The organism is Pseudomonas sp. GW822-FHT02G04, assembly GCF_058802085.1.
Map to the genome: position 1 here is coordinate 1 of NZ_JBXANU010000045.1, position 26,133 is coordinate 26,133.

General features: G+C 61.9%; 25 protein-coding genes. 9 read left to right on the plus strand and 16 right to left on the minus strand.

Annotated features, from left to right (window positions below; genetic code table 11):
* Positions 1–153: 153 nt before the first annotated feature.
* From madM to mdcA, 9 genes are all read right to left on the minus strand, one after another.
* A complete protein-coding gene (gene madM / locus AC1RO5_RS30235; protein WP_493179382.1) occupies positions 154–918 on the minus strand; it encodes a malonate transporter subunit MadM in 765 nt (254 codons plus the stop codon).
* Position 919: 1 nt separating this feature from the next.
* Positions 920–1,336, minus strand: coding sequence for a malonate transporter subunit MadL (gene madL / locus AC1RO5_RS30240; protein ID WP_493179384.1), 417 nt, complete (start codon positions 1,334–1,336; stop codon positions 920–922).
* Positions 1,337–1,402: 66 nt separating this feature from the next.
* Positions 1,403–2,314 carry a malonate decarboxylase subunit epsilon gene (gene mdcH / locus AC1RO5_RS30245; protein ID WP_493179385.1) on the minus strand — a complete coding sequence of 304 codons (912 nt, stop codon included), beginning with the start codon at positions 2,312–2,314 and terminating at the stop codon, positions 1,403–1,405.
* A complete protein-coding gene (locus AC1RO5_RS30250; RefSeq protein ID WP_493179387.1) occupies positions 2,311–2,931 on the minus strand; it encodes a malonate decarboxylase holo-ACP synthase in 621 nt (206 codons plus the stop codon). Before AC1RO5_RS30250 ends, mdcH begins: the two co-directional genes overlap by 4 nt.
* Positions 2,925–3,728: a biotin-independent malonate decarboxylase subunit gamma gene (gene mdcE / locus AC1RO5_RS30255; protein ID WP_493179389.1), complete on the minus strand. Its 804-nt coding sequence runs from the start codon at positions 3,726–3,728 to the stop codon at positions 2,925–2,927. The genes AC1RO5_RS30250 and mdcE overlap by 7 nt, the downstream gene beginning before the upstream one ends.
* Positions 3,725–4,576: a biotin-independent malonate decarboxylase subunit beta gene (locus AC1RO5_RS30260; RefSeq protein WP_493179391.1), complete on the minus strand. Its 852-nt coding sequence runs from the start codon at positions 4,574–4,576 to the stop codon at positions 3,725–3,727. The genes mdcE and AC1RO5_RS30260 overlap by 4 nt, the downstream gene beginning before the upstream one ends.
* Entirely contained in the window at positions 4,569–4,868 is a 300-nt protein-coding gene (locus tag AC1RO5_RS30265) for a malonate decarboxylase subunit delta (RefSeq protein WP_007941972.1), read from the minus strand. Before AC1RO5_RS30265 ends, AC1RO5_RS30260 begins: the two co-directional genes overlap by 8 nt.
* Positions 4,868–5,755: a triphosphoribosyl-dephospho-CoA synthase gene (locus AC1RO5_RS30270; protein ID WP_493179393.1), complete on the minus strand. Its 888-nt coding sequence runs from the start codon at positions 5,753–5,755 to the stop codon at positions 4,868–4,870. The genes AC1RO5_RS30265 and AC1RO5_RS30270 overlap by 1 nt, the downstream gene beginning before the upstream one ends.
* Positions 5,755–7,425 carry a malonate decarboxylase subunit alpha gene (gene mdcA, locus AC1RO5_RS30275; protein ID WP_019580630.1) on the minus strand — a complete coding sequence of 557 codons (1,671 nt, stop codon included), beginning with the start codon at positions 7,423–7,425 and terminating at the stop codon, positions 5,755–5,757. Before mdcA ends, AC1RO5_RS30270 begins: the two co-directional genes overlap by 1 nt.
* Positions 7,426–8,049: 624 nt before the next feature.
* On the opposite strand from mdcA, the gene AC1RO5_RS30280 reads away from it, so the two are divergent.
* The gene (locus tag AC1RO5_RS30280) at positions 8,050–8,427 is read left to right on the plus strand and encodes a DUF6124 family protein (RefSeq protein WP_493179394.1); all 378 of its coding nucleotides are present in this window, start codon (positions 8,050–8,052) and stop codon (positions 8,425–8,427) included.
* A gap of 118 nt (positions 8,428–8,545) precedes the next feature.
* Here the strand turns inward: AC1RO5_RS30280 and AC1RO5_RS30285 are convergent, their stop codons facing one another.
* The 6 genes from AC1RO5_RS30285 to pilG all read right to left on the minus strand — a co-directional run bounded on the left by AC1RO5_RS30285 (position 8,546) and on the right by pilG (position 18,538).
* A complete protein-coding gene (locus AC1RO5_RS30285) occupies positions 8,546–9,004 on the minus strand; it encodes a chemotaxis protein CheW (RefSeq protein ID WP_493179396.1) in 459 nt (152 codons plus the stop codon).
* Positions 8,997–14,906, minus strand: a complete 5,910-nt coding sequence (locus AC1RO5_RS30290; protein ID WP_493179398.1) for an Hpt domain-containing protein — start codon at positions 14,904–14,906, stop codon at positions 8,997–8,999. Before AC1RO5_RS30290 ends, AC1RO5_RS30285 begins: the two co-directional genes overlap by 8 nt.
* 36 nt (positions 14,907–14,942) lie before the next feature.
* Entirely contained in the window at positions 14,943–17,000 is a 2,058-nt protein-coding gene (locus AC1RO5_RS30295) for a methyl-accepting chemotaxis protein (protein ID WP_493179399.1), read from the minus strand.
* 145 nt (positions 17,001–17,145) lie between these two features.
* A complete protein-coding gene (locus AC1RO5_RS30300; RefSeq protein ID WP_493179401.1) occupies positions 17,146–17,700 on the minus strand; it encodes a chemotaxis protein CheW in 555 nt (184 codons plus the stop codon).
* A 10-nt stretch (positions 17,701–17,710) separates the two neighbouring features.
* Positions 17,711–18,076: a twitching motility response regulator PilH gene (pilH, locus tag AC1RO5_RS30305; RefSeq protein WP_007897961.1), complete on the minus strand. Its 366-nt coding sequence runs from the start codon at positions 18,074–18,076 to the stop codon at positions 17,711–17,713.
* Between the two features lie 57 nt (positions 18,077–18,133).
* Positions 18,134–18,538: a twitching motility response regulator PilG gene (gene pilG / locus AC1RO5_RS30310; protein WP_007897954.1), complete on the minus strand. Its 405-nt coding sequence runs from the start codon at positions 18,536–18,538 to the stop codon at positions 18,134–18,136.
* A 222-nt stretch (positions 18,539–18,760) separates the two neighbouring features.
* Between pilG and gshB the strand changes: the two genes are divergently transcribed.
* From gshB to AC1RO5_RS30345, 7 genes are all read left to right on the plus strand, one after another.
* Positions 18,761–19,714: a glutathione synthase gene (gene gshB, locus AC1RO5_RS30315; RefSeq protein WP_493179403.1), complete on the plus strand. Its 954-nt coding sequence runs from the start codon at positions 18,761–18,763 to the stop codon at positions 19,712–19,714.
* A gap of 77 nt (positions 19,715–19,791) precedes the next feature.
* Positions 19,792–20,691 carry a TonB family protein gene (locus AC1RO5_RS30320; protein WP_493179405.1) on the plus strand — a complete coding sequence of 300 codons (900 nt, stop codon included), beginning with the start codon at positions 19,792–19,794 and terminating at the stop codon, positions 20,689–20,691.
* Positions 20,692–20,790: 99 nt separating this feature from the next.
* Positions 20,791–21,363: a YqgE/AlgH family protein gene (locus AC1RO5_RS30325; RefSeq protein ID WP_007939365.1), complete on the plus strand. Its 573-nt coding sequence runs from the start codon at positions 20,791–20,793 to the stop codon at positions 21,361–21,363.
* Positions 21,363–21,800, plus strand: coding sequence for a Holliday junction resolvase RuvX (gene ruvX, locus AC1RO5_RS30330; RefSeq protein ID WP_493179407.1), 438 nt, complete (start codon positions 21,363–21,365; stop codon positions 21,798–21,800). Before AC1RO5_RS30325 ends, ruvX begins: the two co-directional genes overlap by 1 nt.
* Before the next feature lie 109 nt (positions 21,801–21,909).
* Positions 21,910–22,413: a bifunctional pyr operon transcriptional regulator/uracil phosphoribosyltransferase PyrR gene (gene pyrR, locus AC1RO5_RS30335; RefSeq protein WP_493179409.1), complete on the plus strand. Its 504-nt coding sequence runs from the start codon at positions 21,910–21,912 to the stop codon at positions 22,411–22,413.
* Between the two features lie 25 nt (positions 22,414–22,438).
* Complete coding sequence (locus AC1RO5_RS30340) at positions 22,439–23,443, plus strand: aspartate carbamoyltransferase catalytic subunit (protein ID WP_007939362.1); 1,005 nt, start codon at positions 22,439–22,441, stop codon at positions 23,441–23,443.
* Positions 23,440–24,711: a dihydroorotase gene (locus tag AC1RO5_RS30345; protein ID WP_253417828.1), complete on the plus strand. Its 1,272-nt coding sequence runs from the start codon at positions 23,440–23,442 to the stop codon at positions 24,709–24,711. Before AC1RO5_RS30340 ends, AC1RO5_RS30345 begins: the two co-directional genes overlap by 4 nt.
* Before the next feature lie 37 nt (positions 24,712–24,748).
* Here AC1RO5_RS30345 and AC1RO5_RS30350 read toward each other — a convergent pair whose 3' ends face one another.
* Complete coding sequence (locus tag AC1RO5_RS30350) at positions 24,749–25,180, minus strand: NINE protein (RefSeq protein ID WP_493179411.1); 432 nt, start codon at positions 25,178–25,180, stop codon at positions 24,749–24,751.
* Between the two features lie 250 nt (positions 25,181–25,430).
* On the opposite strand from AC1RO5_RS30350, the gene AC1RO5_RS30355 reads away from it, so the two are divergent.
* Complete coding sequence (locus AC1RO5_RS30355) at positions 25,431–26,051, plus strand: C40 family peptidase (RefSeq protein WP_493179413.1); 621 nt, start codon at positions 25,431–25,433, stop codon at positions 26,049–26,051.
* The last annotated feature ends 82 nt before the right edge of the window (positions 26,052–26,133 follow it).

Consider the following 26,133-nt stretch of genomic DNA (forward strand, 5'->3'; position numbering starts at 1 on the left):
TGAAGGCTGCCCAAGGCAGCCTTCAGCTCTGAAAAGGTTTTACCGGACACTAGTGACGCTCTGCGTGGGAATGCAGCCCGGGACGCTCCGCGTCCCAAAGCGGACGCAGAGCGTCCATTGAGGCATTCCTTTGCTGCGCGTGGGAACGATCAGTCAGCCAACAATCCCGCGAACAACGAAGTACAGCAACGAAGGCCCAAGCAAGCACCCCAGCCCGGTGTGGAACGTCGCCGTCAGCGCGCCATACGGCACCAGCCGCCGATCCGTCGCCGCCAACCCGGCAGTCACACCACTCACCGTCCCGGCCAACCCGCCAAACACCATCGCCGAGCGCGGGTTATCCAGACCCATCCAGCGCGCCGCCACCGGCGTGCCGACCATCACCAGAATCGCCTTGATCAACCCTGTGGCAATCGACAACGCCATCACATCGGATGTGGCCCCAATCGCGGCACCGGTCACTGGCCCGACGATGTACGTCACCGCGCCTGCGCCAATGGTGGTCATGCTGATCGCATCGCGATAACCGAACACCCAGGCAATGCTCGCCCCGACAATGAACGGCAGAATCGTGCCCAGCAGCAACGCGATGACGCCAATCATCCCAGCCTTTTTCGCTTCGGTAGCCTGCACTTCGAACGCCGTGGCGACGATGGCGAAGTCACGCAGCATGGCACCGCCCATCAAACCGATGCCGGAAAACAGCGACAAATCCGCCAGGCCTTTTTGCCCGCCGGTCATGGTGCCGCCGACCCAGGCCAGCACCAGGCCGATGACGATGGCTATCGCCGAGCCGTGAATCCGTCCGAAGGTCAGACGCTTGGACAACACCACCGACACCCACATGATCACGCCAACGAAGGCGAACGCTGTGACCAGACCGTTATGTTCCAGACCTTTCTCGATGAGATCCCACATATCAGCGACCTCCTGCCGGTGCGCCGACCGGCGTTATGTCCGCCGGTTCATCGGGCAAGGGTTCGCCTTTGTGGGTCCGGCTGATCAGCGCAATGGTGCAGCCGCAGAGCACCACCGAACCGATCGCCGCCAGCACCGCCACCGGGCCGCCGTGCAGGGCGGTGACCACGTTCTGTTGCGCCGCCATGGCGACCACCACCGGAATGTACATGGCGCCCCAGAAGCCGACACCCATCTCGCAATCCTTGGTCATGCCGCCGCGTTTTTGCATCCACAACCGTGCGCAGATCAGCAGGATCATCGCGATCCCGACCCCGCCGACGTTGGATTTCACACCCAGCAACACGCCGAGCATGTCACCCATGATCACCCCTGCCAGCGTACAAATCGCCAACAGCGCCACACCGTAAATAATCATTGTTGTAGTCCTCAAAGTGCATCGTCGGAATTGTTGTTTTTGTAGTTCGCAACCTGAGTCGGCGGTCTAGGGTTGGCGGCTTCCCTCCTCACGCAACAGCGCCTGCAAGGTATCGAGCCGCGCACCGTCACAGGCAATGACGGTGCCCTGCTCGAACACCCGGCGCGCCAGCCCGGTCAACACCGCACCGGGCGGCAGTTCGATCTGTAGACGCACGCCGCGCTCGTAAGCGCTTTGCACCGTGCCGCGCCAATCGACGACGCGGCACATGTTGAACGCCAGGTCGTCGCGCAAGGCGTCGGTATTGATGACGGGCCGTGCACGGCTGCCGCTCAGGTAACCCAGGGTCGGCGTTTTCAACTGCACCTTGATGAAGGCTTCGGCCAAGGTATTTGCCGGTGTTTCCAGCAGCGGACAATGCGACGGCACGCTGACCGCCAAACGCTTGGCCAAACCGGCGCCACGACCTTTCGCCAATTCGGCGACCGCTTTCATCGCACCATCGCTGCCGGCGATGACCACCTGGTTATCGGCATTGATGTTGGCCAGGTAAACCGGTGTATCAACACTGTGAACCTGCGCCAGCAACCCTTCCACCGTCGCCAGTTCCAGACCGATGATCGCGGTCATGCCATAGCCCTGAGGATAAGCCTGCTGCATCAGCTCACCGCGCAGGCTGACCAGATGCAGTGCATCGCTGAAGCTCAAGGCATCCGCAACAACCGCCGCCGGGTAGGCACCGATGGACAATCCCGCCACGTAATCTGGCGCCATTGATAACTGACGCGAAGCGGCGACGCCGGCAATCAGCAGGCACAACTGAACCGCCCTTGTCGACTGCAACGCCTCGGCAGAATCGAGCAGCAAGACGTCTTCGCCAAGCACCTCGCTCGCCTCGATCAGCGTTTCCCGAGGCAAGCGATGGAGCATGCCCGGCTGCTGCGCGCCCTGACCGGGGAACACCAGCAAGCTGCTCACGCTGCTTGCTCCTGCGGGTTCCACGGATCGGACACCAGACACGCTTCACAGGAGTTTTTGAGCAGAACCCGTTGCGATGGGCCAGCCCATTCACGCAGGGCGACAGCGCCGTAAGGCGTCTGCAACTGCATGTCCACCAGACACTCAGCGGTGCCGAGAAGCGTCTTCAACGCCTGCGCTTGAATGCGGCTAAACGGCTGTGGTGTACGCAGAATCAAATCGAGATCGCTACGCTCATGCAACGCCACAAAACCGCTGGCCAATTCAAACCCGGCGCTGCCGCTGACACCCCACACCCAACCGCAGGCATCGAGCATCGGCCGCAGTTGCGCCAGCGCTCGCAGGGTCGGCAGGTCGCGACTCGACTCGACATGGCAGAGCTCTTCCGGCCGTACCCGATGCGAAATCGCAGCAATGGTCATCGACGTTGCATAACGCTGTTCGCGCAAGCGTCCACGCACCCCGACTGCGACCTGATTCGAAGCGGTTATCGCACGCCGAACCACCACCGGCTGACCCGCGCTGATCGACTCGACCACCCACCCAGGCGCATCCGCCGGCAACTGCTCCGGGGTCATCCCCCAAAGCAGGTCGTGGGCCAGATACATGTTCACCACTGCGCTCTCAGCAGTTGGCGAACCTTGCTCGACGCGGCGCGGTTACTCGCGCCCAAGCGGCTGCTCAGATCGCGACCGCTGGCAGCGACATCGCCAATCGCCTGGTTCAGACACTCCGTCACGCGAGCCAGATCCGCCGTCGTCGGCTGCTCGATCTGCTCCACCGACAAGGTTTCCCAGAGCAAACCCAGACTGGCGAAGCTGTCGATGTCATAGGCCATCGGCGGCACGCTGGCGGCCAGGGCTTCAAGCTCTTCGACACTGCGCAACGTCACCCGCGCCGCCGAAGCCTTGCCCATCGCATGCACCATCACACCCGGATCGCGCAACGCGATCAGCCGGTTGGCCTGATACCCGTGAGCCAGAAACGCCCCGGACATCGCCTTGCCCACCAGCAAACCGATCACCGCATGGCCGGCCAGTCGGGCGCGGGCATAACTGTCCGCTGCACCGGCCAACGCCTGATGAATGCCGAGCGCCTCTTCGCGCCGACCGTAAGCCTGGCTCGGCACATCGACGATGGCGATCAATGCCCGTTTGTGCGGTTTATCCCGATCGGCTTCGATCACCTCCTCCACCGCTTTGGCCAGGCCCCAACCTTCCAGCAGACCCACCTCGCCATTGCGAGCGCGGACGAAGCGGTTGTCGGGATCGGCCACCACCGCAATAAACCGCACGGGCTGATCGAGCAATACACCGTCAGCGACTTTCAACGAAGCCGGCAAACCCTCGACCGATTTCGCGCCAGCGCTCAAGGCGTTGAACCAGTTCAGGCCTCTCAGGGAATACGAACTCATGAGCGCTCTCCTTGATACAGATCGCGAACCGTCGCCGGCTCGATTTGCGGTCCGGCGTCCAGACGGGCCAGCCGTTGCAGGAACCATTCGGCCTGGCGGCTGCGGGTTTGCGCCGGCAAACCTTGCTTGAGCAATTCGCCGACCTGCTGCTGAATCTGCGCCACGTCGTCGGCGACATAGCGATCCACCAAGCCACTGGCGAAGCGTTGCTCGCCGCCGGTCAGGCTCCAGATGAACGGGCGATCACGGGAGTCGTATTCCTCAAGCCCGGCTTCCTGCTCAATCACTTGCGGACCGTTGAGGCCAAGGCGCGCTTCCTGAGTCACCAGCAAATAACTGCACAACCCGGCGGCAATCGACATGCCGCCAAAACAGCCGACGCTGCCGGCGACCACGCCGATTACCGGTTGGTACTGGCGCAGATCGACAATCGCCGCATGAATATCGGCAATCGCCGCCAGCCCGAGATTGGCTTCCTGCAAACGTACGCCACCGGTTTCCAGCAGCAACACGGCGCGAGTGGCAATGCCTTTACGGTTGTCCTCGGCGGCCAGCTCCAGCGCGCCGGCAATCTTCGCCCCGCCGACTTCACCCAGGCTGCCCCCCTGAAACGCGCCTTCGATGGCCGCGATCACCACCGGCAAACCGCCGATGCTGCCCTTCGCGATCACCACGCCGTCATCGGCTTGTGGCACCACACCCTGGCGCGACAGCCATGGCGACATAACGCGCTGAAACGGATCGAGCAGTTCGCGGAAGGTGCCGGCGTCGAGCAAGGCCTTGGCGCGTTGCCGAGCGCCGAGTTCGACGAAGCTATGTTTGTTGAGAAGTGCTGCGCTGTCAGTCATGGCCGATCTCCTCAAAGCCCTGTTCCAGACGCAAGCGCACCACGCCGGGGGTGGCGCCGAAATCGTGGATATCGATCGCCATCGCGGGCGGTGTCTGGCCATCGAACATCCGCGCGAACAGATGCTGCCAGCGTTGTTCACTGCCATTGACCGAGGTCTGCACCTGGATCGTCAGCTTGCCCGCCAGCCCCGGCTCGATCAGCACTTCCAGATCGCCCGAGCCCACACAACCCACCAGCGCCCTGCCCCGGGGCGGCTGCCCGGCGGGAAATTCAAAGGATAAGGTTTCCATCAAAAAGCTCCCTGGAAGATGCCGTCGCAAGTGGAGATGCGGTCGATGAACAGACAGGCTGCGAGCAAGTCCGCAGCGCCGCCGGGCGAGGCATTCAACGCGATTAATTGTTGGTCCAGCTCATGCAAACGACGGCGACCGGCGAGGCTGGCGCTGCCGCCGGCGTCGAGCACGGCTTGCGCGCCGAATTGCATGGTGTGCAGGCCGGTTTCGCCTGCGCGGTAGAGCACGCAGGTGTCGGCCAGTGTCGTCATGATCGCCAGCAGAGCATCGAGCCGGGCGTTCTGTTCGGCAACGCCTGCAGCGCGGCTGCGTTTGAGTTGCGGCAGTGCGCGTTGAATCACCGCCGGGAAACCGAGCTGTGCCTCTTCACGGGCACCGCGTGCGCCATAACGCTGTGCGACTTGCGCACCGTGGCTGAGCGGACGCGGGGCGTAACGGTCGTCGAGAAGGGCCAGGCGCGCAGCGCGCAAGGTGATGGCGCTTGCGGCACTGGACTCAGGTTCCAGCGCGACGGCCGTGACCAAAAGCCCCAACGCCCAGATCGCCCCACGATGGGTGTTCACGCCATTGGTGGTGGCGAGCATTGCTTGCTCGCCTTCACGCCCAATCCGCCCAATGGTTTCGCGCAGCGCTAAACCGACTTCGCCGAACTCGATGGCCGCGTCCGCCATTGCCTTGAACGCCGGCCACAGAGACAACGCCGAAGCGTGCATCAGCCCGAGGTGCAAATCGGTATGCGCACCATTGCCACGACGGTCCACCAGCGCCGGTTTCGGCGACAGGTCCGCTTCGTCGATCAACGCGTCCACCGCCAGGTCCGCCAGCCGTTCGGGCATCGACAAGGGCTGGGTTAACGTTCTCGGTTGCAGGTTGAATGCGTGCATTACCAGCTCCTGAACTTGGCAGGCGGGTTGTAGAGGCCACCGGACCACTCCACCAGATCGGCCACGCTTTTCGCTGCGAGCAGTTCGCGAGTGGCGTCGGTGCGGCGGATGCCGAGGTCTTCGGGCAAGGCGATCAGGCCTTCGCGGCGCATGCGCGCGGTGTCTTTGGGGTTGTGGCGCAAGCCGATGGCGGTCACCCCGGCGACAGCAGCGATCATCGCCTGGCGCTCTTCGAGGGAGCGGGCCTTGTACAAGTAGGCGATGCCTTCTTCGGTCAGCAGGTGGGTGACATCGTCGCCGTAGATCATGATCGGCGCCAGCGGCATGCCGCTTTTCTTCGCCACCTCCACCGCGTCGAGGGTTTCGACGAAGGTCGGTTTACCGCCCTCCTGGAAGGTCTCGACCATCTGCACCACCAGTTTCTTGCCGCGTTCGAGCATCGGCTCGGCCACGTCGGTGTGGCGCATGTCGAGCCAGGCTGGCGTGCCGTGGCGACGCCCGCGCGGGTCGTGGCCCATGTTCGGCGCGCCACCGAAACCGGCCAGGCGACCGCGAGTCACGGTGGAGGAATGACCGTCGCCATCGACTTGCAAGGTCGCGCCGATGAACAGGTCCACCGCGTATTGCCCGGCGAGCTGACTGAACATCCGGTTGGAACGCAGAGAGCCATCGCGACCGGTGAAGAACACGTCAGGCCGGGCGGCGATGTAGTTTTCCATGCCCAGTTCGGTGCCGAAGCAATGCACGCTTTCGACCCAGCCACTTTCGATGGCCGGAATCAGGGTCGGGTGAGGATTGAGGGTCCAGTTGCGGCAGATCTTGCCCTTGAGGCCAAGGGACTCGCCGTAAGTCGGCAGGATCAATTCGATGGCGGCGGTGTTGAAGCCGATGCCGTGGTTCAGCGACTGAACGTTGTGTTTTTCGTAGATCCCGCGGATCGCCATCATCGCCATCAACACATGCACAGGCTTGATGTGGCGTGGGTCGCGGGTGAACAACGGCTCGATGTAGAACGGCTTGTCCGCCACCACCACGAAGTCGACCCAGGACGCGGGGATATCCACGCGAGGCAGGTCGCTGACATCATCCACCAATTGATTGACCTGAACGATGACGATGCCGTCACTGAAGGCCGCCGGTTCGATCAACGCGGGGGTGTCTTCGGTACTTGGGCCGGTGTAGATGTTGCCCGCGCGGTCGGCCATGAAACCGGCCGAGAGCACGACGTTGGGGATCAGGTCCACCACCAGTCGCGCATAGAGTTCGATGTAGGTGTGGATCGCGCCGATTTCCAGCAAACCGTCTTCGAGCAACTGGCTGATGCGCAGGCTCTGGGTGCCGGCGAACGAGAAATCGAGCTTGCGCGCGATGCCGCGTTCGAACAGGTCCAGGTGCTCGGAACGCCCGACACTGGGCATGATCATGTGCAGGTCATGCAGCTTGCCCGGATCGGCCTTGGCCAGGGAGCGAGACAGGAAATCCGCCTGCTTCTGGTTATTACCCTCCAGCACCACACGGTCGCCGGGCAGAATCAACGCCTCCAACGCCGCCACGATCTTGTCGGTGGGCAACACCACACCGTCGGCAAGCCCCTTCACCAATTCGAGACGCCGCTGCTTTTCGCTGCGCCGCCGCGTCCATCGCGAGTCGGGGGATATTGTTGTTGTCATGACCACTCCACGGGTTCGCTGTCGTGGGAGTCACCTTAGGGGCGTTGGGTGGGGGGTATCAATCAAGCAGAGTGTTGGATCGTTACGCTGACCGTAATGATCGAACACCGCCCCGATCGTTCCCACGCTCCGCGTGGGAATGCCTCAAGGGACGCTCCGCGTTCCAGCTCTCGAATGGGACGCGGAGCGTCCCGGGCTGCATTCCCACGCAGAGCGTGGGAACGATCAGGTCCGCGCCCTTCGCACTCCGACAGCCTGGGGTTTTGTGTTTAAAAGTTTGTCCGCAGTAACGGTGAGAGGCTACACAACCTTGCGTCGCTGCCTACAGCAATGCCGGAACCCGCTGACTGGTGCGCTTTTGCGCTGATCTTTATCGTTTGTGTGTCGCTGCCAACCTCAGCGACCGGGTTTGGAACCCCGAGGTGTAGACGGCGAAAAAGAGCCTTTCATAACGTATGCTTGCGCACCTCTAATGTGTGCACTCCGTTATGGCGGCTGTGCGCGGGAGACCTTAGTGTCTGCCGGGTTTTGTCCGTTTACCCCGGGTTCCAACCTGCGTACAGCTGCCACCCCTTCGATTGGAACCCGAGGGAGCAGCTGAAACTCATTAAATGGAGCTTCACTATGTTCAAAGCTACTCCCAACCCACCGGAAACCGGCGTCGATTCCCAAGCCGCCCTCGAAGCCGAGAAACTCAAGGAAGCCGCCGACCGCGCCTTCTCCCATTACTTCCCGTCACCCCACGAAAAACCGGCCAAACGCCGTAAATCCCGCCTCTTCAGCGTCTCCCCCGATATCGACACCGAAGCCCTTCTGGCCAATGCCTCCGAAGACCTGCTGTCCATCAGCGCCATCGCGGCCGATCTGGCGGACGATGTGGAAGGCTCACGCCGCTCTGTAGCCTTGGCGCTCAGCCGTTTGGCAGATGGCGTGCAGTTGTTGGTGGAGCGGGTGCTGGATCATCATGAGTCGTTGCAGATGAAGGCTCGGGCCGGGGTTTAGCGCACAAACGATCGTTCCCACGCTCTGCGTGGGTATGCAGCCCGGGACGCTCTGCGTCCCTTCAACAGCCGAACGCGGAGCGTCCGTTGAGGCATTCCTTTGCTGCGCGTGGGAACGATCAGTGGGCTAACCCTGCTGTAACAAGCAGCTCCTCCAGCGCCAATAAATCAGGCACCTTGGCCACTTGCTCGGCCACCTGCACCGCCGCCTTTTCCAGCGAACACAACGGCACATCCACATAGCTCAACTGGCTGTCGAGTTTGTAAGAGCGCGGAATTCCCTGCACCAGAAGAGCAATGAACTTCAGCTCAGGCCGCCCGCCGAGGGCGTTGAGGATGACGATCCGCGCTCGCTCGCCGATCACCACTTTGTTGCCACACGCTGACTCGAAACTGAGTAACGGAATCTGCCGTTCCCGCCACGTCACCCGCCCCAGGTACCACGGAGGGGTGTCGAGGTCGAAGGCGCCGGGCTGGTAATCGATGAGTTCAGCGACGGCAACGTTGGGCAGAACCAGGTTGCGGTCGGCCAGGGGCAGCAGCAAACCGGTGAGGTTGCTGGAGCGGTGCTCATGCATGGGTTTTGCTCCAGCGAGCGATGCTGTCGAGCAGCATCGATTCCTGATACGGCTTGCCGAGGTAGTCGTTGACGCCGATGGCCATGGCGCGGGCGCGGTGTTTCTGGCCGGTGCGGGAGGTGATCATGATGATCGGCAGATGTTGCAAGCGTTCGTCGGCGCGCACCTGGGTCGCCACTTCGAAGCCGTCCATGCGTGGCATTTCGATGTCCAGCAGCATCAGGTCGGGCATGTGTTCTTCCAGCAGCAGCATGGCGTCGACGCCGTCCTTGGCGGTCAGCACGTTCATGCCGTGGCGCTCCAGCAGACGGCTGGTGACCTTGCGCACGGTGACCGAATCGTCGACCACCAGCACCAGCAACGGCCGTTGCGCCTCGGGCTCTACGTCCTGGATCACAGGCCGTTGCGGCACCTGCGCTTGCATCGCGCGGATCGGCGCCAGCAAGTCGAGAATCAGCACCACCCGGCCATCGCCGAGAATCGTCGCACCGGACAAACCCTGCACTGCGGCAAATTGCGGGCCGAGGCTTTTGACCACGATTTCCCGGGTGCCGGCCATGGCATCCACCTGCACCGCGACGTGCCGTTCGTTGCACTGCACCAGCAACACCGGCAACGGCAGGCTCTGGCCCAGCAGTTTCGGGCGGGTACTGGTTTTCAGCAGCTCGCCGAGATAGCACAGCTCATAGCGTTGCCCGGCGTATTCGTAGGTCGGTGGATCGAGCCGGTAATGTCCTTCGAGTTCGTTGGGCAACACCCGAACGATGCCATCGATGGTGTTCAACGGGATCGCGTATTGATCCTCCCCGCATTGCACCATCAGCGCGCGATTGACCGACACGGTGAACGGCAGGCGAATCCGGAAATGCACACCCTGCCCCGAAGTCGAGTCGATGCTCATGGTGCCGCCAAGCTGCCGGACTTCTTCGTGAACCACGTCCATACCGACGCCGCGCCCGGAGATCTGGGTGATTTTCTCGGCGGTGGAGAACCCCGGTTGCAGGATGAATTGCAGCACGTCGCGGTCGCTGATGTCGCTGTCCGGGGCGAGCAGCCCGCGCTTGATCGCCTTGCGCCGCACGGCGTCCAGCGGCACGCCGGCACCGTCGTCGCAGATGTCGAAAATGATGTCGCCGCCCTCTCGCGACAAGTCCAGGGTGATCTTGCCCTGGGCCGGTTTACCGGCTGCGATCCGCACCTCGGCCGATTCCAGCCCATGGTCGACGGCGTTGCGCAGCATGTGTTCCAGCGGCGCCGCCATGCGCTCGAGGACGTTGCGGTCCATCTCGCCTTCGGCGTTGCCGACGATGAACTCCACATCCTTGCCCAGCTCGCTGGAAACCTGACGGACGATGCGTTTCAAACGCGGCAGCATTCGCTCGAACGGCACCATGCGCGTACGCATCAGCCCTTCCTGCAATTCAGTGTTGATGCGGCCCTGCTGTTGCAGAAGGTTTTCCGCATCCTGATTGCGTCGGTCGAGGGTTTCCTTGAGGTCAAGCAGGTCGGAGGCGGATTCGAACAGCGCCCGCGACAGCTGTTGCAGCTGCGAGTGACGGTCCATCTCCAGCGGGTCGAACTCTTCGTAGCCCAAGCGCTCGGCCTCGACTTGCTGACGGCTGAGAATCCGCCCCTGGGTTTCGGTATCGAGGCGGCGTAACTGGTCGCGCATACGTTCGATGGTGGTTTCCATCTCGCTCAGGGCTACCCGTGCATCGTTGACCTGTTGTTCGATACGGCCACGAAAGATCGAAGTCTCCCCGGCGAGGTTGACCAGGTCGTCGAGCAACTCCGCCGAGACCTTGACCGTGTCGGCGCCTTCGGGTTGTAGCGCGGCTGGCTCGGCTTTGGGCGCTGCGGGCATCGCCACCGGTGTCGGTGTTTCGGGCACCGCCGGATGGCTGAAATTCTTGATCGCCTCGATCAGCCGATCGGCCAGTGGCAGTGGCAGTGGCTGACCGGCACGGGTGGCATCGAGCATTTGCGCCAGTCGGTCATGGCTGCTTTGCAACAGCGTGAACAGCGCCGCGGTCGGTTGCAGCACACCAGCGGACAAGCCTTCGTAGAGGAATTCCAGCTCATGGGCCAGGTCGCCGATCGGCGCGATTTCGACCATTCGCGCGCCCCCCTTGAGGGTGTGCAGGTCGCGCAGCAGGGTTTCCACTTCCTGACGATTCGATGGCTCGGCCTGCCAGCGAACCAGCGCCGCGCCGGAGTTTTCGATGATGTCGAAACCTTCTTCGAGGAAGATCTCCAGAAGCTCGGAATCATGGCTCGCTGAATCGTTGCTGGCCGCAGGTTCAATCACGTCCGCACTGCCGGCATTGCCCAGGCGAAACTCACGAATGGCCTCGATCAATTCGCCCGGGTCACCCAACGGACGGTTGTGCTGCAACTGCTCGAGGAACTCGGCCAGTCGGTCATGGCTCTGTTGCAGCAACTGCGCCAGCGCTTCGCTGTGGCTGTAACGGCGGTCCACCAGGCCCTCGTAAAGGCTTTCCAGCTCATGGGCCAGATCGCCGACCGGCTCGACCTCGGCCATCCGCGCTCCGCCCTTGAGGGTGTGCAAGTCGCGCTGCAAGGACAATAGCGGTGCGGCGTTATCCGGGTCGCTCAACCAGCGTTGCAAGGCCTGACCGGCGCTGTCGAGGATATCCACCGCTTCCTCAAGAAAGATCGAAACGATTTCGTCGTCCAGATCTACCTCAGTCGCGGCCTGCTCCAGCTCGGCGGTGGCGCTGCCCAGTTCTCGAATGCTCAGGGTACGGCTGCCATCACTGCGAATCAGGCCCATGGAGGATGGGTCGAGACTCTCATCCAGCAAGCCGCGCAAGGCCCGAACCCGCTGCGGTTGCGCGGTGACTTCCTGGCCGGCGGCCAGTTCGTCAAGCATGTTGATCAGCGCTTCGTGGGCACTTTGCGCCTCGTGGAAAAACCTGTCGCTGACCGCCAGGCTGCTTTCTTCCACAGCGCCATAGAGATCGAGCAAGGCTTCACAAAGTTCGTCCACCGGATGCAGGTCGGCCAGGTGCGCACCTTCGCCGAGGGTGGTCAATTCATCCAGCAGCGCGCTGAGTTCCTGGCGCTCGCCGGGATGCTGCTGCCAGCGCTGCAACAGGCTTTCGGCATCCAGCAGGATGTCCATGCCCTGGGCGAGGAAGTTGTTGATCAGTTGCGGATCGCGCTTGATCCGCAACCCCGTATTGGGCGCGCTCGACAGGCTTTGCAGACGTTCGGCCAGCAGTGTCTGGGTGCGTTCGATCAACGAACGGGCGCCGGGGATTTCAGCCAGCGGATCGCTCTTGAGCTGTCGCAGCCCCAGGCGGAACAAACCTTCGGCTTCCAGCAGCAATTCGACTTCGTCCAGATCGAGGGCAATCCGGTGAGCCTTGTATTCCCGGGCCAATTGATCCAGCGACGCCGCCAGCTCGGCAATCGGTAACACGCCGGCCATCGATGCGCTGCCCTTGAGGGTGTGCAAGGCTCGCTGCAACTCGTCACTGGCCTGCAGCGGTACGTGCTCGGCGGCCTGATCGAGGAAGCGATTGAGGCTGTTCAAATGGGTTTCGGCTTCGTTGCGGAAGATCTCCAACAACAGTGGATCGAGCGCCGCGACATCCTGCGCGTCCTCATCGGACAGCGACTCATCGCCCTTGGCGAGGGCATGGGCACGGGCGGCCAATTGGTCGACATCGTTGCGCTGGCGTTGGGCATGGGCGGCGAACTCGGTCACCAGTTCCGGCAGCAACTTCAGCGCGTCGCCCACCAGTTGCTGCACCGCAGGCCCAGGTGCAACGCTGTGTTCAAGCACGCGGTTGAGCAGGTTTTCCACCGCCCAGGCCAGCTCGCCCAGCACCAGCGCGCGGACCATTCGGCCACTGCCTTTGAGGGTGTGGAAGGCGCGGCGCAACTCACTCAAGGCCGATGGGCTGTCGGGATTGGCCGACCAGCGCGGCAGGTACTCCTGGATGATTTCCAGAACCTCGTCGGTTTCTTCGAGGAAGACTTCCCGCAGCTCATCGTCCACCGGTTCTTCACCGGCGGGTGGCGGCAATAGACTGCCCGGCATAGTCAGTGCGGGTGGATTGACCGACGACACCGGGCTGGCCAACACATCGGCCAGCGACTGAACGATCTCGGGATCATCGAGCTCCTGCATGTCCTGCATGACCAGGGCTTCATTGGGGCTCAGCACATCCTCAAGCATCGGCACATGCTGTTCGCTGGGGAAGAAACCGAGTGCGGCCAGGCCTTTTTCCGCGACGTCGAGCAGTTGTTCACCGGGCGCTTCGGGGTCGTCGCTGAGGCGCTCCAGGTAATACTCGATGCTGGTGATGACGTCGGCCAGGCTGTCCAGTTGCTGCCAGCCGGGCTGGCCCGGGTCCACCAATAGATGCTCGCGGATGAAACCGTTACAGGACTCGACCAAGCTCGCTGCGCGGGCCAACGGAATCATCGCCAGCGCACCGCGCACTTGGGTCAGCAACGCCGGCAACGGTTGCAAATACTGACGGTCCCAGTCGGCTTCGATGTAGTCGACGATCATGTCCTTGGCCTGTTGCAGACAGATGCGCGCTTCCTTGATCACGATCTGATGGATCTGCGTCAGGTCGGTGGTCGGCAGACGGCTGTCTTCCTGGCTTTCCGGTTCCACGGTGCCGACCATGCCGGCCAGGGTCGCTTCGACATAGAGCAAGGCCCCGGCGACGTCCATGAGCGTCGCGTCGTTGGGTTCGCGCTGGCCCTGGGCGAGGCTCAGCACCACCGCCAGTTGATCGATGATGACCTTGCGCGGCTGGCCGAAACCGAGCACCGCCAGGGTGTCGGCGATTTGTCGCAGGGGCGCCAGCAGGCTTTCGAGGTCCGAGGTGTGCTGGCGGTCGCTGCGCACGAACAGGTCCAGGCGCTCCTTGACCCGCACCAACTCTTCGCACAACGCCGCCAATACCGAGCGCATGGCGTCGCGATCAGGGCCGGCCAGCCTTGCCCGTTCTTCATCGACCATCGCACTGTCGGGTAGCGCGTCGTCCAGTGAGTAGCGATCTTTCATGGTCAGCATCTGCCCGGTGGGGTGTTCGGCCTTGGCAATATAGAACAACAAACTCTTGAGCAGCTCTGGCGGTGCCGGTTCATTGATCGCAGGCATGCCTTGTTCGAGCAAGCGCTTGAGTTCTTTGTCGGCGTCCCTGAACAGGCTGCGCAGCGCGGGGCTGTTGGCGATCGAGCCATTGCGCATGCCTTCGACCAGCGCCGAAGCAACGTGCCATAACGGGCTCAGCGGCGCATTGCCGCACAGCCCTTCAAGGCGTGTAAAAACCCTGGCCAGATAAGCCAGGTGGGTTTCGTCATCCTGCTCGCGCAGCAAGCCGACCAGCGCCATCTGCAGCATTTGCCGCAACTTGCGCAGCACATTCGGCAAGTCGGACGGCTCCAGCAGCGCCACGGCCTCTTCGCTCAGAGGTGACAGTTCAGGAAGTTGTGGGCTGAACAGGCTGGTTTCCGACAACAGGCTTTCGCCACGGGCACTGCGCAGATCGTTGATCAGCGGCAACACCACCAGCGGCAAGTCACGCCGGGCGCCTTGCACCCGGTCGAGGTACGTCGGTAATTGCCCCAGGGCATGCAGCAGCAGACGAATGGCCTCGTCGCGATGGCTGGCGCGGTTCTGCTGCAAGGCGCTGGTCAGTTGCTCGATCTCTTCGGCGAGCAGCGCCGCGCCGTAGAACTCGACCATCTGCAAACTGCCGTGCACCTGATGGACACAGGCCAGGCACTCACTCAGCGCGTGCGTCGCCTGCGGGTCGTCGATCAGGGTTTCGATCGCCTGATGAGCCTGCTTCAGCGTTTCGGCAATCTCGCCTTTGACCCATTCGAGGGCCACATAGTCGTGCCGATCACCCATAACTACTCCAATCAAATGCATACGCTCTGAGGCGGTTCAAGCGTTGTCCGCAGCTTGCGCAGGCTTGGCCGGCAAGGTGAAACCGGACACCGAACGCCGCAGCTGGCTGGCCATTTTCGCCAGGTTGCCAATGCTCTCGGCAGTGGCGGTGGAGCCGGACGAGGTCTGCGTGGTGATCTGCTGGATCACGTTCATCGTCAGGGAAATCTGGCCGGCCGAAGACGTCTGTTGCTGCGCGGCGTTGGAAATACTCTGGATCAGTGCCGCGAGGGTCTTCGATACGCCTTCGATTTCTTCCAGGGCCACTCCGGCATCCTGCGCCAGACGCGCGCCGCGCACCACTTCGGTGGTGGTCTGCTCCATGGAAATCACCGCTTCGTTGGTGTCGGTCTGAATCGCCCGCACCAGCGTTTCGATCTGCCGGGTCGCCGCGGACGAACGCTCGGCCAGCCGCTGTACTTCGTCGGCCACCACCGCAAAACCGCGCCCGGCGTCACCGGCCATGGACGCCTGAATCGCCGCGTTGAGGGCGAGGATGTTGGTCTGATCGGCAATGTCATCGATCAGGCTGACAATGTCGCCGATTTCCTGTGAGGACTCACCGAGTCGCTTGATGCGCTTGGCGGTGTCCTGGATCTGTTCGCGAATATTGTCCATGCCGTGGATGGTGTTGTGCACCACTTCGTTGCCCTTGTTGGCAATTTCCACCGAGCGTTCGGCCACCGCTGAGGATTCGGCGGCATTGGCCGAGACCTGATCGATGGACTCGGCCATGTCGTTGATCGCCATGGAGGCTTCGGAAATCTGCTGCGCCTGATGCTCCGAGGCCTGGGCCAGGTGCATCGCGGTGGCCTGGGTTTCCTGCACGGCGGCGGCGACCTGGCCGGCAGTGAGGTTGATGGTCGCCACCAGATCGCGCAGTTGATCGACGGAATAATTGATCGAGTCGGCGATGGTCCCGGTGAAGTCTTCGGTCACCGAGGCAGTCACGGTCAGGTCACCGTCGGCCAGGTCTTCGATCTCGTCCAGCAGGCGCATGATTGCGTTCTGGTTGCGTTCGTTTTTCTCGGCGGTTTCACGCAGCTGACGGTTGGTTTCGCGCACCATCACCAGGCCGATGAGGATGATCGACATCAGCGCGAGCAAGCCCAGCACGTAGCCACCAATGGTGTCGGTATCGCGTCCGCCGGCGAGGTTTTCGAAACGACTGGCCAGGTGCGAGGCTTCATCGAGCAGGGTTTGCGACAGGGTAAAAATGTTGCTGGCCGACTCGCGGACCTTGAACAGCTCCGGCGAGGTTTCGAGGATTTCGTCCACCGAGCCCGAGACGAATTCAAACAGCTCGGAAATCTCGGTCAACCGGGCACGCGCATCGCGGTCTTCGACCTGGCTGATTTTCAGCGCCGCATTGCCTTGAAGCATGCCGTTGAGTACCTGGCCGAAACGCGCTGCGTCGCGACCGAAAGCGTCGGCGGCCTGCTGCGAGTTTTCGTCGCCGGACAGCACGGTGTTCACCGCACCGAGAATCCGCTCGGCCAGCAGCGACTGACGCTGGGCCATCGCCACCTGAGCGGCAGGGGCGCCACGTTGCAGGAGGGTTTCGACGACCTTTTCATACTCGACCTGCAATTGCGGCACGGTTTCGGCCAGCGTCGCGGCGACTTGATGCAAGGACAATACGGTCTGTTCGCTGGAGAGAATGGCGTCGGTGTTTTTCAGCAGCCGCTCCCAATCCAGCTGCACCGCGCGCATTTCCGCGCGCACGGTGGACGGTGCCGGCGGCAGGCCGGTGGAGGGATCGCCTTTCTTCAGAAAGCCCCAACGCAGGGCGAAGTCGTTGCGCGCATCGCTGAGCAACTTGAATGCAGCGGCCTTGCCTGCGGCGGCTTCGGTGGCGTTCTTGGCGATGCGTTGCGACAGCACGCGCAGCTCACCGGCGTGGCCGATGTACTGCTTGTCGTAATTCGCCTGGGTGTTGAGGTACGCGAAGTTGGCGAACAGCAGCATGATGAAGATGATCAGCGCGATAAACAGCACGATGATCTGCGACCGGCTGCGCGACCCTTCCGGCGTACCTGTTTTTGCTTTAATCATCGGTCCTCGCCTGTCCTGCCCAATTCAACCTATGCCCTTGTAGGAGCGAGGCTTGCCCGCGAAGAACGAAAACGCGGTATTCCTGCAAAACCGCACCGCCTGCTTCGCGGGCAAGCCTCGCTCCTACAGGACTGCGGCGCTCTGGCTACAACGCCACGTTCATGAATCCTTGCGACTGCGCCAACGCAAACGGGCTGAACACCTGCCAGTTCTGCTCACGCTGAAAGCGGCCTTTGACGAATGGGGCGATCGGCCCCTGCAGCTCGTCCATGGGCACCGGTTCCAGGCTGTCCTGGGCGAAGTGCTGCAAGCCGAAGACCTCATCGACCAGCAACCCGGCAAACACGTCGTTGTGCTCCACCACCAATATCCGCCGCTGCTTGCGCAGGGCCGACAGTTCATGGCCGGCCTCATAACCATAAAAGAAGCCGTACACATCCATGATCGGCAGCAGCCGCCCACGCAGGTTCGCTACGCCCTTGACCCAGGGCTTGACCCCCGGCATTTCGGTAACGCGCGGTTCGTGCAGGACTTCGCTGACTTCGCCCATGGGCGCGACGTACCCATGCTCGCCCAAGCGAAAACCGATGCCGCTCCAGCTGTCCTGTCGAGTCGGCTGGGACGGCAGGTCCGCCGCCAGCAGACGACAACGCTGGTCAATCTGCAGCAGCAGTTCGAAGGCCGTCAGCGACTCGGTCATGGCCGGACGATCAACCGGCCAGCACGTTGTTCAGGGTTTTGATCAGCGTGTCTTCGTCGACCGGTTTGGTCAGGTAGTCCTTGGCGCCCTGGCGCGTGCCCCAGACCTTGTCGGTTTCCTGATCCTTGGTGGTGATGATGATCACCGGGATGTGCCCGGTTTCCGGGTCTTTGGTCAGCTGACGGGTCGCCTGGAAACCATTGAGGCCGGGCATGACGATGTCCATCAGCACCGCGTCGGGTTTTTCCTGACGGGCCAGGGCCACGCCGTCGGCGCCGTTTTCGGCTTTCAACACTTCATGACCGTGCTTTTCGAGCATGCCGGTCAGTTTGTACATTTCAGTCGGCGAATCATCGACGATCAGAATACGTGCCATGGTCTTCCCCATTCTTGTCGACACCTGGCCCCATGGCCGAGCGTCACTGTGCGTGTCCTACTGCGGCGAAACGACGGCAAAGCCCGGTACGTGGGCCTGGATCGCGTTCAGCAGTTCTTCCTTGCTGAAAGGCTTGGTCAAAAACTGGTCGGAGCCGACGATCCGCCCCTTGGCCTTGTCGAACAACCCGTCCCTGGACGACAGCATAATCACTGGCGTGGACTTGAACGCACTGTTGTTCTTGATCAACGCGCAGGTCTGATAGCCATCCAGACGCGGCATCATGATGTCGACAAAGATGATGCCCGGATGATTGTCGGCAATCTTGGCCAAGGCATCGAAACCATCGATTGCGGTGATGACTTCACAGCCCACGTTTTTCAATAGCGTTTCGGCGGTGCGACGAATCGTTTTCGAATCATCGATCACCATGACCTTCAAGGCGCTGGAATGCTGTTCCATAGGGGCTCTACCGTCGCCTTTGTGAATCAATTTGTCCGTTTGCGGCCCGAAACCCTTGATACTCAAGGGCCAGCACCACTTGGCAGCCTTTTTAGCACAGTCTCCCCCTCCAATCTATCGGGTGACCTGTGCGGTGGTTTTTCCTTGACCGGGAACCCACTCAGCGCCACTCTGACGCCACTTTTTCATCGCACTTTCCACCCCAATTTCGAGGAAAACCCCATGAGCGTTCGCGTCGGGATTGTCATGGATCCTATCGCCAGCATCTCCTATAAAAAGGATAGCTCGCTGGCCATGCTGCTGGCCGCGCAAAAGCGTGGCTGGGAACTGTTCTATATGGAACAGCGCGATTTGTATCAGGCCGAGGGCGAGGCGCGCGCGCGGATGCGTCCGCTGAAAGTCTTCGCCGACCCGCAGAAGTGGTTCGAGCTGGGCGCCGAATCCGACGCACTGCTGAGCGATCTGGACGTGATCCTGATGCGCAAGGATCCGCCGTTCGACATGGAGTTCGTCTACTCCACTTACCTGCTGGAGCAAGCCGAGCGCGCTGGCGTGCTGGTGGTCAACAAACCGCAAAGCCTGCGTGACTGCAACGAGAAGCTGTTCGCCACGCTGTTCCCGCAGTGCACGCCGCCGACCATCGTCAGCCGTCGCCCGGACGTGTTGCGTGAATTCGCCGATCATCACGGTGACGTCATCCTCAAGCCGCTGGACGGCATGGGCGGTTCGTCGATCTTCCGTCACACCGCGGGCCACCCGAACCTGTCGGTGATCCTCGAAACCCTGACCCTGCATGGCAAGCAGCAGATCATGATCCAGGGTTACCTGCCGGCGATCGTCGATGGCGATAAGCGCATCCTGATGATCGACGGCGAGCCTGTGGATTATTGCCTGGCGCGGATTCCGGCCGCTGGCGAAACCCGTGGCAACCTCGCCGCCGGTGGCCGTGGCGAAGCCCGACCGCTGACCGACAAGGATCGCTGGATCGCCGCGCAAGTCGGCCCGACCCTGCGTGAGAAAGGCCTGCTGTTCGTCGGTCTCGACGTGATCGGTGAGCACCTGACCGAAATCAACGTCACCAGCCCGACCTGCATTCGCGAGATCGATAACGCGTTCGGCACCGACATCGGCGGCCAGTTGATGGATGCCATCGATCAGAAGCTCAAGGCTCGTTGAGATAGAACAACCAAGAACCGACCAACATTGCGTTATCATCCCCGGCCTGTAAAAAACGCGATGTTGGTTTTCTTGTCATGACACTCCCGTCCGATTTGCCCGCTGAACTCGCCCATAGTGGCGTGCGCCCGGCCGATCGCCTCGGTTTTACCCTGTTTCTCGCGGCGCTGATTCACCTGGCCTTGCTGTTGGGCGTCGGGTTCACCATGGTCGAACCCAAGCAAATCAGCAAAACCCTGGAAATCACCCTCGCCACTTTCAAAAGCGAAACCAAGCCGAAGAAAGCCGATTTCCTCGCTCAAGAGAATCAGCAAGGCAGTGGCACCCTGGATAAAAAGGCGATCCCCAAGACCACCGAGGTCGCGCCCTTCCAGGACAACAAGGTGCAGACGGTCACTCCGCCGCCAACCGCCAAACCTCAAGTGCAGGAAGCCGCGCCCAAGGCCGCCGTGACGACTGTCGCGCCGAAGCCGAAAAAAGCCGCGACCAAACAGGAAGAGGTCAAGACCGAAGCCAAGCCCAAGATCGAGGCACCGACCTTCGACAGCTCGCAGTTGTCCAGTGACATTGCCAGCCTGGAAGCAGAACTGGCCAATGAACAACAGCTGTACGCCAAGCGCCCGCGCATCCACCGCTTGAGCGCCGCGTCGACCATGCGCGACAAGGGTGCCTGGTACAAGGATGAATGGCGCAAGAAGGTCGAGCGCATCGGCAACCTCAACTACCCCGACGAAGCCCGACGCAAACAGATTTATGGCAATTTGCGCCTGATGGTCTCGATCAATCGCGACGGCTCGCTGTATGAAGTATTGGTGCTGGAATCGTCCGGCCAACCGCTGCTGGATCAGGCGGCGCAGCGCATCGTGCGGCTGGCCGCACCGTTTTCGCCGTTCACCGGGGACCTGTCGGACATCGACCGGCTGGAAATCATCCGCACGTGGAAGTTTGCGCGTGGGGACCGGTTGTCCAGTAATTAGCCGCAAGATCAAAGATCGCAGGGTAGGAGCTGCCGAAGGCTGCGATCTTTTGACGTGCTCAGCTTGTCAGTTCGCCCCTCCAACGCCACACTAGCGCTCATGAAGAACGTCAGCCCCAGCTACCTCAAGCATCACTTCCTGATCGCCATGCCTCACATGGCCGACCCGAACTTTGCGCACACCTTGACCTACATCGTCGAGCACACGGCCAATGGTGCCATGGGGCTGGTGGTCAACCGTCCGCAGGACCTGAACCTGGCCGATATCCTCGAGCAATTGCGCCCCGATATCGAACCGCCAGTGCTCTGTCAGCACGTGCCGATCTTTATCGGCGGCCCGGTACAAACCGATCGCGGCTTTGTCCTGCACCCGTCGGGAAAAACCTACCAGGCCACCGTTGATCTGGAAGGCGAGCTGTCGCTGTCGACCTCCCAGGATGTGCTGTTCGCCATCGCCGACGGCGTCGGCCCGGCGAAAAGCGTGATCACCCTCGGCTATGCCGGTTGGGAAGCCGGGCAACTGGAAGCCGAACTGGCGGACAACGCCTGGCTGACCTGCCCGTTCGACGCCGACATCCTGTTCAACACCAGCAGCGAGTTGCGTCTCGAAGCGGCAGCCAAGCACTTGGGTATCAACCTCAGCCTGCTCACCAGCCAGGCGGGGCACGCCTGATGGCCCTGCGGCTGATTCTGGGTTTTGACTACGGCACCAAGCAGATCGGCGTGGCGGTCGGCCAGGTCATAACCGGCCAGGCCCGCGAGCTGTGCACCTTGAAGGCACAAAACGGCATTCCCGACTGGAATCAGGTCGAAGCCCTGATCAAGGAGTGGAGACCCGACGCCGTGGTAGTTGGCCTGCCGCTGAACATGGACGGCACACCCAGCGACATGTGCCTGCGGGCCGAAAAGTTCGCCCGCCGCCTGAACGGCCGCTACAACCTGCCCTTCTATACTCACGACGAGCGCCTGACCACCTTCGAGGCCAAGGGTGAACGCCTGGTCCGTGGCGGGCAGAAAGGCAGTTACCGCGACAACCCGGTCGACGCCATCGCCGCCGCCCTGCTGCTGCAAGGCTGGCTCGACGAAAACACCGCACTGTTCGAATCCTGACCGCACCTGATCCTGATGAGCCGCTGCGCGTCTCTTTATAGCTACAACCCGAGCCCCCACCCAGGCGCTATACCCCAAAGCTGGGCTCGGGACCAAGAAGGAGCAAACCATGAGCCTGCCTAATCCCGCCGAACTGATCAGCCAGATGGCGATCCGTCTCAAGGCTTATCTGGAACACCGTGGCATCAGCGAACCACGTTATATCGGTATTCGGACCGGTGGCGTCTGGGTTGCTCAGGCGTTGCTCGATGAACTGGGCAGCGACGCGCCGCTGGGCACCCTTGATGTGTCCTTCTACCGCGACGACTTCAGCCAGAACGGCCTGCACCCACAAGTCCGCCCTTCGGCGCTGCCGTTCGAGATCGAAGGCCAGCACCTGGTGCTGATCGACGACGTGCTGATGAGTGGCCGGACTATCCGCGCCGCAATGAACGAACTCTTCGACTATGGCCGCCCGGCCAGCGTGACGCTGGTGTGCCTGCTGGACCTGGACGCCGGTGAGTTGCCGATCCGCCCGAACGTGGTCGGCGCGACCCTGGCGCTGGCAGCCCATGAACGGGTGAAGCTGTCCGGCCCGGAACTCAAGCTTGAACTTCAAGACCTCGCCCTTTAATTCGCCCTATTGAGAGTCCCTCGCGATGACGCCTCTAGAAACCAAGCGCCCGCTGCAGCTCAATGATCAGGGCCAGCTGCGCCACTTCCTCTCGCTCGACGGTTTGCGCCGCGAGCTGCTGACGGAAATCCTCGACACCGCCGACTCGTTCCTCGAAGTCGGCGCCCGGGCGGTGAAGAAAGTCCCGCTGCTGCGCGGCAAGACCGTGTGCAACGTGTTCTTCGAGAACTCCACCCGCACCCGCACCACCTTCGAACTGGCGGCCCAACGGCTGTCGGCCGACGTGATTACCCTGAACGTATCCACGTCGTCGGCGAGCAAGGGCGAAACCCTGCTCGACACCCTGCGCAACCTCGAAGCCATGGCTGCCGACATGTTCGTCGTGCGTCACGGTGATTCCGGCGCGGCGCACTTCATTGCCGAACATGTCTGCCCACAAGTGGCGATCATCAACGGTGGCGACGGCCGTCATGCGCACCCGACCCAGGGCATGCTCGACATGCTCACCATTCGTCGGCACAAGGGCGGCTTCGAAAACCTCTCGGTGGCCATCGTCGGCGACATCCTGCACTCGCGGGTGGCGCGCTCGAACATGCTGGCACTGAAAACCCTCGGCTGCCCGGACATCCGCGTGATCGCGCCGAAAACCCTGCTGCCGATCGGCATCGAGCAATACGGTGTGAAGGTCTACACCGACATGACCGAAGGCCTGAAAGACGTCGACGTGGTGATCATGCTGCGCTTGCAGCGTGAGCGCATGACCGGCGGCCTGCTGCCGAGCGAAGGCGAGTTCTACCGCCTGTTCGGCCTGACCACCGCGCGCCTGGCCGGCGCCAAACCCGATGCCATCGTGATGCACCCGGGGCCGATCAACCGTGGGGTGGAGATTGAGTCGGCGGTGGCCGACGGTCCGCACTCGGTGATCCTCAACCAGGTGACCTACGGGATCGCGATTCGTATGGCCGTGCTGTCCATGGCCATGAGCGGGCAAACAGCCCAGCGCCAATTCGAGCAGGAGAACGCCCAGTGAAGCTCAGCATTCTCGGCGCACGCGTTATCGATCCGGCCAGCGGCCTGGATCAAGTGACTGATATCCACGTTGAAGCCTGCAAGATCGTCGCCCTTGGCGCCGCTCCAGCCGGTTTTGTTGCCGTCGACACCATCGACGCAAAGGGCCTGGTGGCCGCCCCGGGTCTGGTTGACCTGAACGTCGCCCTGCGCGAACCGGGCTACAGCCGCAAAGGCTCGATCGCCAGCGAAACCCGCGCGGCCGCCGCCGGCGGCGTGACCAGCCTGTGCTGCCCACCAAAAACCAGACCGGTGCTGGACACCTCGGCCGTGGCTGAACTGATCCTCGACCGCGCCCGCGAAGCCGGCAACACCAAAGTGTTCCCGATCGGCGCCCTGAGCAAAGGCCTGGACGGCGAGCAGCTTGCAGAACTGGTTGCCTTGCGCGATGCCGGTTGCGTGGCCTTCGGCAATGGTCTGGAGAGTTTCCGCAACACCCGCACTCTGTGCCGGGCGCTGGAATATGCGGCGACATTTGACCTGACAGTGATTTTCAACTCGCAGGACCACGACCTGGCCGAAGGCGGCCTGGCGCACGAAGGCCCGACTGCGAGCTTCCTCGGCTTGCCGGGCATTCCGGAAACTGCCGAAACCGTGGCCCTGGCCCGGGATCTGCTGCTGGTCGAGCAAAGCGGTGTGCGTGCGCACTTCAGCCAGCTCACCAGCGCGCGCGGTGTAGCGCTGATCGCTCAGGCCCAGGCTCGCGGGTTGAAGGTCACGGCGGATGTGGCGCTGTATCAGTTGATCCTCACCGACGAAGCGCTGATCGACTTCAGCAGCCTCTATCACGTCCAGCCGCCGCTGCGCACCCGCGCCGACCGTGACGGCCTGCGGGCAGCGGTGAAGTCCGGTGTGGTATCTGCCATTTCCAGCCATCACCAACCCCACGAGCGCGATGCCAAACTGGCACCGTTCGGTGCCACCGAGCCGGGCATCAGCAGCGTTGAACTGCTGCTGCCGCTGGCGATGACCTTGGTGGAGGACGGCTTGCTCGACCTGCCAACCCTGCTCGCACGCTTGAGCGCTGGCCCTGCCGAGGCGTTGCGCTTGCCAGCGGGTAAATTGGCGGTGGGTGGCGCGGCGGATATCGTGCTGTTCGACCCGGCGGCCTCGACCGTGGCCGGTGAAACCTGGCTGTCCAAGGGCGAAAACTGCCCGTTCATTGGCCACAGCCTGCCGGGCGTGGTGCGTTACACCCTGGTGGATGGGCGGATCAGTCACCAGGCGTAAAACCCTGTGGCGAGGGGGCTTGCTCCCTCGCCACAACTTACTGGAAGGCGCCTCTGTTCTGCGCGTTGCGAATCGAAACCTGGTCGTTCAGCGTCCAGAAGTCATACAACACCCCCAGCAAGAACAACCCGCCCGTGACCAGGTACAGCAACCCGCTGATCCACTTCCCCTGATACATCCGATGCACACCGAGCACCCCAAGGAACGTCAGCAGAATCCACGCGACGCTGTATTCGATGGGGCCGGCGGTAAAGCGCAGGTCCGCTTCACGATCCATGGCCGGGATCAGGAACACGTCGATCAGCCAGCCAATACCTAGCAAGCCGAGGGTCAAAAACCAGATCGTCCCGGTCACCGGCTTACCGTAATAGAAGCGGTGAGCCCCGGTAAAACCGAAAATCCACAGCAGGTAACCGATCACTTTGCTGTGCGTATCTTGCTGTGAAACGGGTTGTCGATAGGTGTTCATGGATGGCCTCGAATCACGCGATAGAGAAATATTCTTGAATTCTTTGTGACTTTTTTACAGGCAGCCGACATACGGCGAATGCTACCTTGGGTCCCGTCAAAGCCTTGTAACACCTGACTTGTGTCAGACAATTGCGTCACTTTGCCGCTTATTTGGTTCCGTTGACCCCAAGGTTGAATCGACCAACGGCCTCGGAAGGGACAAAAAAGCTGTTATAAAGTTGCGCGCTAACCCATACGAGCCTTGCCTAATGCGTCCATTTTTCAAGACATGGCTAACCATTTGCCTATTATTGCCCCTGGCCGCCCACGCCACCAATCGTGAGCAACGTCTTCCGAACGTTAATGGTTACACCCCAAAATCCCATGTTTCTGCTCCTTCGAGCAAAAACCAACAGACAGTAAAACGTTCCACCCAACTGAGCCGCGCCAACGGCAAGCTGGTCCCGCCGATGGCGACCAAGGAAAGCAGCAACGTGTTGAGCCGCGCGGTAAACGTCCTCGGCACGCCTTATCGTTGGGGTGGCAGCAGCCCAAGTAAAGGGTTCGACTGCAGCGGTCTGGTGAAATACGCGTTCAACGACGCCACCTTCGACCTGCCGCGCACCTCCAATGCCATGGCCAGCGGTCACGGTGAGAAAGTCGATCGTAACGATCTGAAGCCAGGCGACCTGATTTTCTTCAATATCAAGAGCCGCCGGGTCAATCACGTTGCCATCTACCTGGGCAACGACCGTTTCATCCACGCGCCACGCCGTGGCAAGTCGGTGACCATCGATACACTGAAGAAACCGTACTGGGACAACCATTACGTGGTTGCCAAGCGGGTTATGCCCAAAGAACCGAATCAGCTGCGCGTCGTACAGCGCTGATCCGACACTGATCGTTCCCACGCTCTGCGTCACTAGTGTCCGGTAAAACCTTTTCAGAGCTGAAGGCTGCCTTGGGCAGCCT

What these genes read in the sequence shown, in the direction of transcription:
- madM (WP_493179382.1), bottom strand. Translation starts at nt 918, where the DNA reads ATGTGGGATCTCATCGAGAAAGGTCTGGAACATAACGGTCTGGTCACA.
- madL (WP_493179384.1), bottom strand. Translation starts at nt 1,336, where the DNA reads ATGATTATTTACGGTGTGGCGCTGTTGGCGATTTGTACGCTGGCAGGG.
- mdcE (WP_493179389.1), bottom strand. Translation starts at nt 3,728, where the DNA reads ATGAGTTCGTATTCCCTGAGAGGCCTGAACTGGTTCAACGCCTTGAGC.
- AC1RO5_RS30260 (WP_493179391.1), bottom strand. Translation starts at nt 4,576, where the DNA reads ATGACTGACAGCGCAGCACTTCTCAACAAACATAGCTTCGTCGAACTC.
- AC1RO5_RS30265 (WP_007941972.1), bottom strand. Translation starts at nt 4,868, where the DNA reads ATGGAAACCTTATCCTTTGAATTTCCCGCCGGGCAGCCGCCCCGGGGC.
- AC1RO5_RS30270 (WP_493179393.1), bottom strand. Translation starts at nt 5,755, where the DNA reads ATGCACGCATTCAACCTGCAACCGAGAACGTTAACCCAGCCCTTGTCG.
- mdcA (WP_019580630.1), bottom strand. Translation starts at nt 7,425, where the DNA reads ATGACAACAACAATATCCCCCGACTCGCGATGGACGCGGCGGCGCAGC.
- AC1RO5_RS30280 (WP_493179394.1), top strand. Translation starts at nt 8,050, where the DNA reads ATGTTCAAAGCTACTCCCAACCCACCGGAAACCGGCGTCGATTCCCAA.
- AC1RO5_RS30285 (WP_493179396.1), bottom strand. Translation starts at nt 9,004, where the DNA reads ATGCATGAGCACCGCTCCAGCAACCTCACCGGTTTGCTGCTGCCCCTG.
- AC1RO5_RS30290 (WP_493179398.1), bottom strand. Translation starts at nt 14,906, where the DNA reads ATGGGTGATCGGCACGACTATGTGGCCCTCGAATGGGTCAAAGGCGAG.
- AC1RO5_RS30295 (WP_493179399.1), bottom strand. Translation starts at nt 17,000, where the DNA reads ATGATTAAAGCAAAAACAGGTACGCCGGAAGGGTCGCGCAGCCGGTCG.
- AC1RO5_RS30300 (WP_493179401.1), bottom strand. Translation starts at nt 17,700, where the DNA reads ATGACCGAGTCGCTGACGGCCTTCGAACTGCTGCTGCAGATTGACCAG.
- pilH (WP_007897961.1), bottom strand. Translation starts at nt 18,076, where the DNA reads ATGGCACGTATTCTGATCGTCGATGATTCGCCGACTGAAATGTACAAA.
- pilG (WP_007897954.1), bottom strand. Translation starts at nt 18,538, where the DNA reads ATGGAACAGCATTCCAGCGCCTTGAAGGTCATGGTGATCGATGATTCG.
- gshB (WP_493179403.1), top strand. Translation starts at nt 18,761, where the DNA reads ATGAGCGTTCGCGTCGGGATTGTCATGGATCCTATCGCCAGCATCTCC.
- AC1RO5_RS30320 (WP_493179405.1), top strand. Translation starts at nt 19,792, where the DNA reads ATGACACTCCCGTCCGATTTGCCCGCTGAACTCGCCCATAGTGGCGTG.
- AC1RO5_RS30325 (WP_007939365.1), top strand. Translation starts at nt 20,791, where the DNA reads ATGAAGAACGTCAGCCCCAGCTACCTCAAGCATCACTTCCTGATCGCC.
- ruvX (WP_493179407.1), top strand. Translation starts at nt 21,363, where the DNA reads ATGGCCCTGCGGCTGATTCTGGGTTTTGACTACGGCACCAAGCAGATC.
- pyrR (WP_493179409.1), top strand. Translation starts at nt 21,910, where the DNA reads ATGAGCCTGCCTAATCCCGCCGAACTGATCAGCCAGATGGCGATCCGT.
- AC1RO5_RS30340 (WP_007939362.1), top strand. Translation starts at nt 22,439, where the DNA reads ATGACGCCTCTAGAAACCAAGCGCCCGCTGCAGCTCAATGATCAGGGC.
- AC1RO5_RS30350 (WP_493179411.1), bottom strand. Translation starts at nt 25,180, where the DNA reads ATGAACACCTATCGACAACCCGTTTCACAGCAAGATACGCACAGCAAA.
- AC1RO5_RS30355 (WP_493179413.1), top strand. Translation starts at nt 25,431, where the DNA reads ATGCGTCCATTTTTCAAGACATGGCTAACCATTTGCCTATTATTGCCC.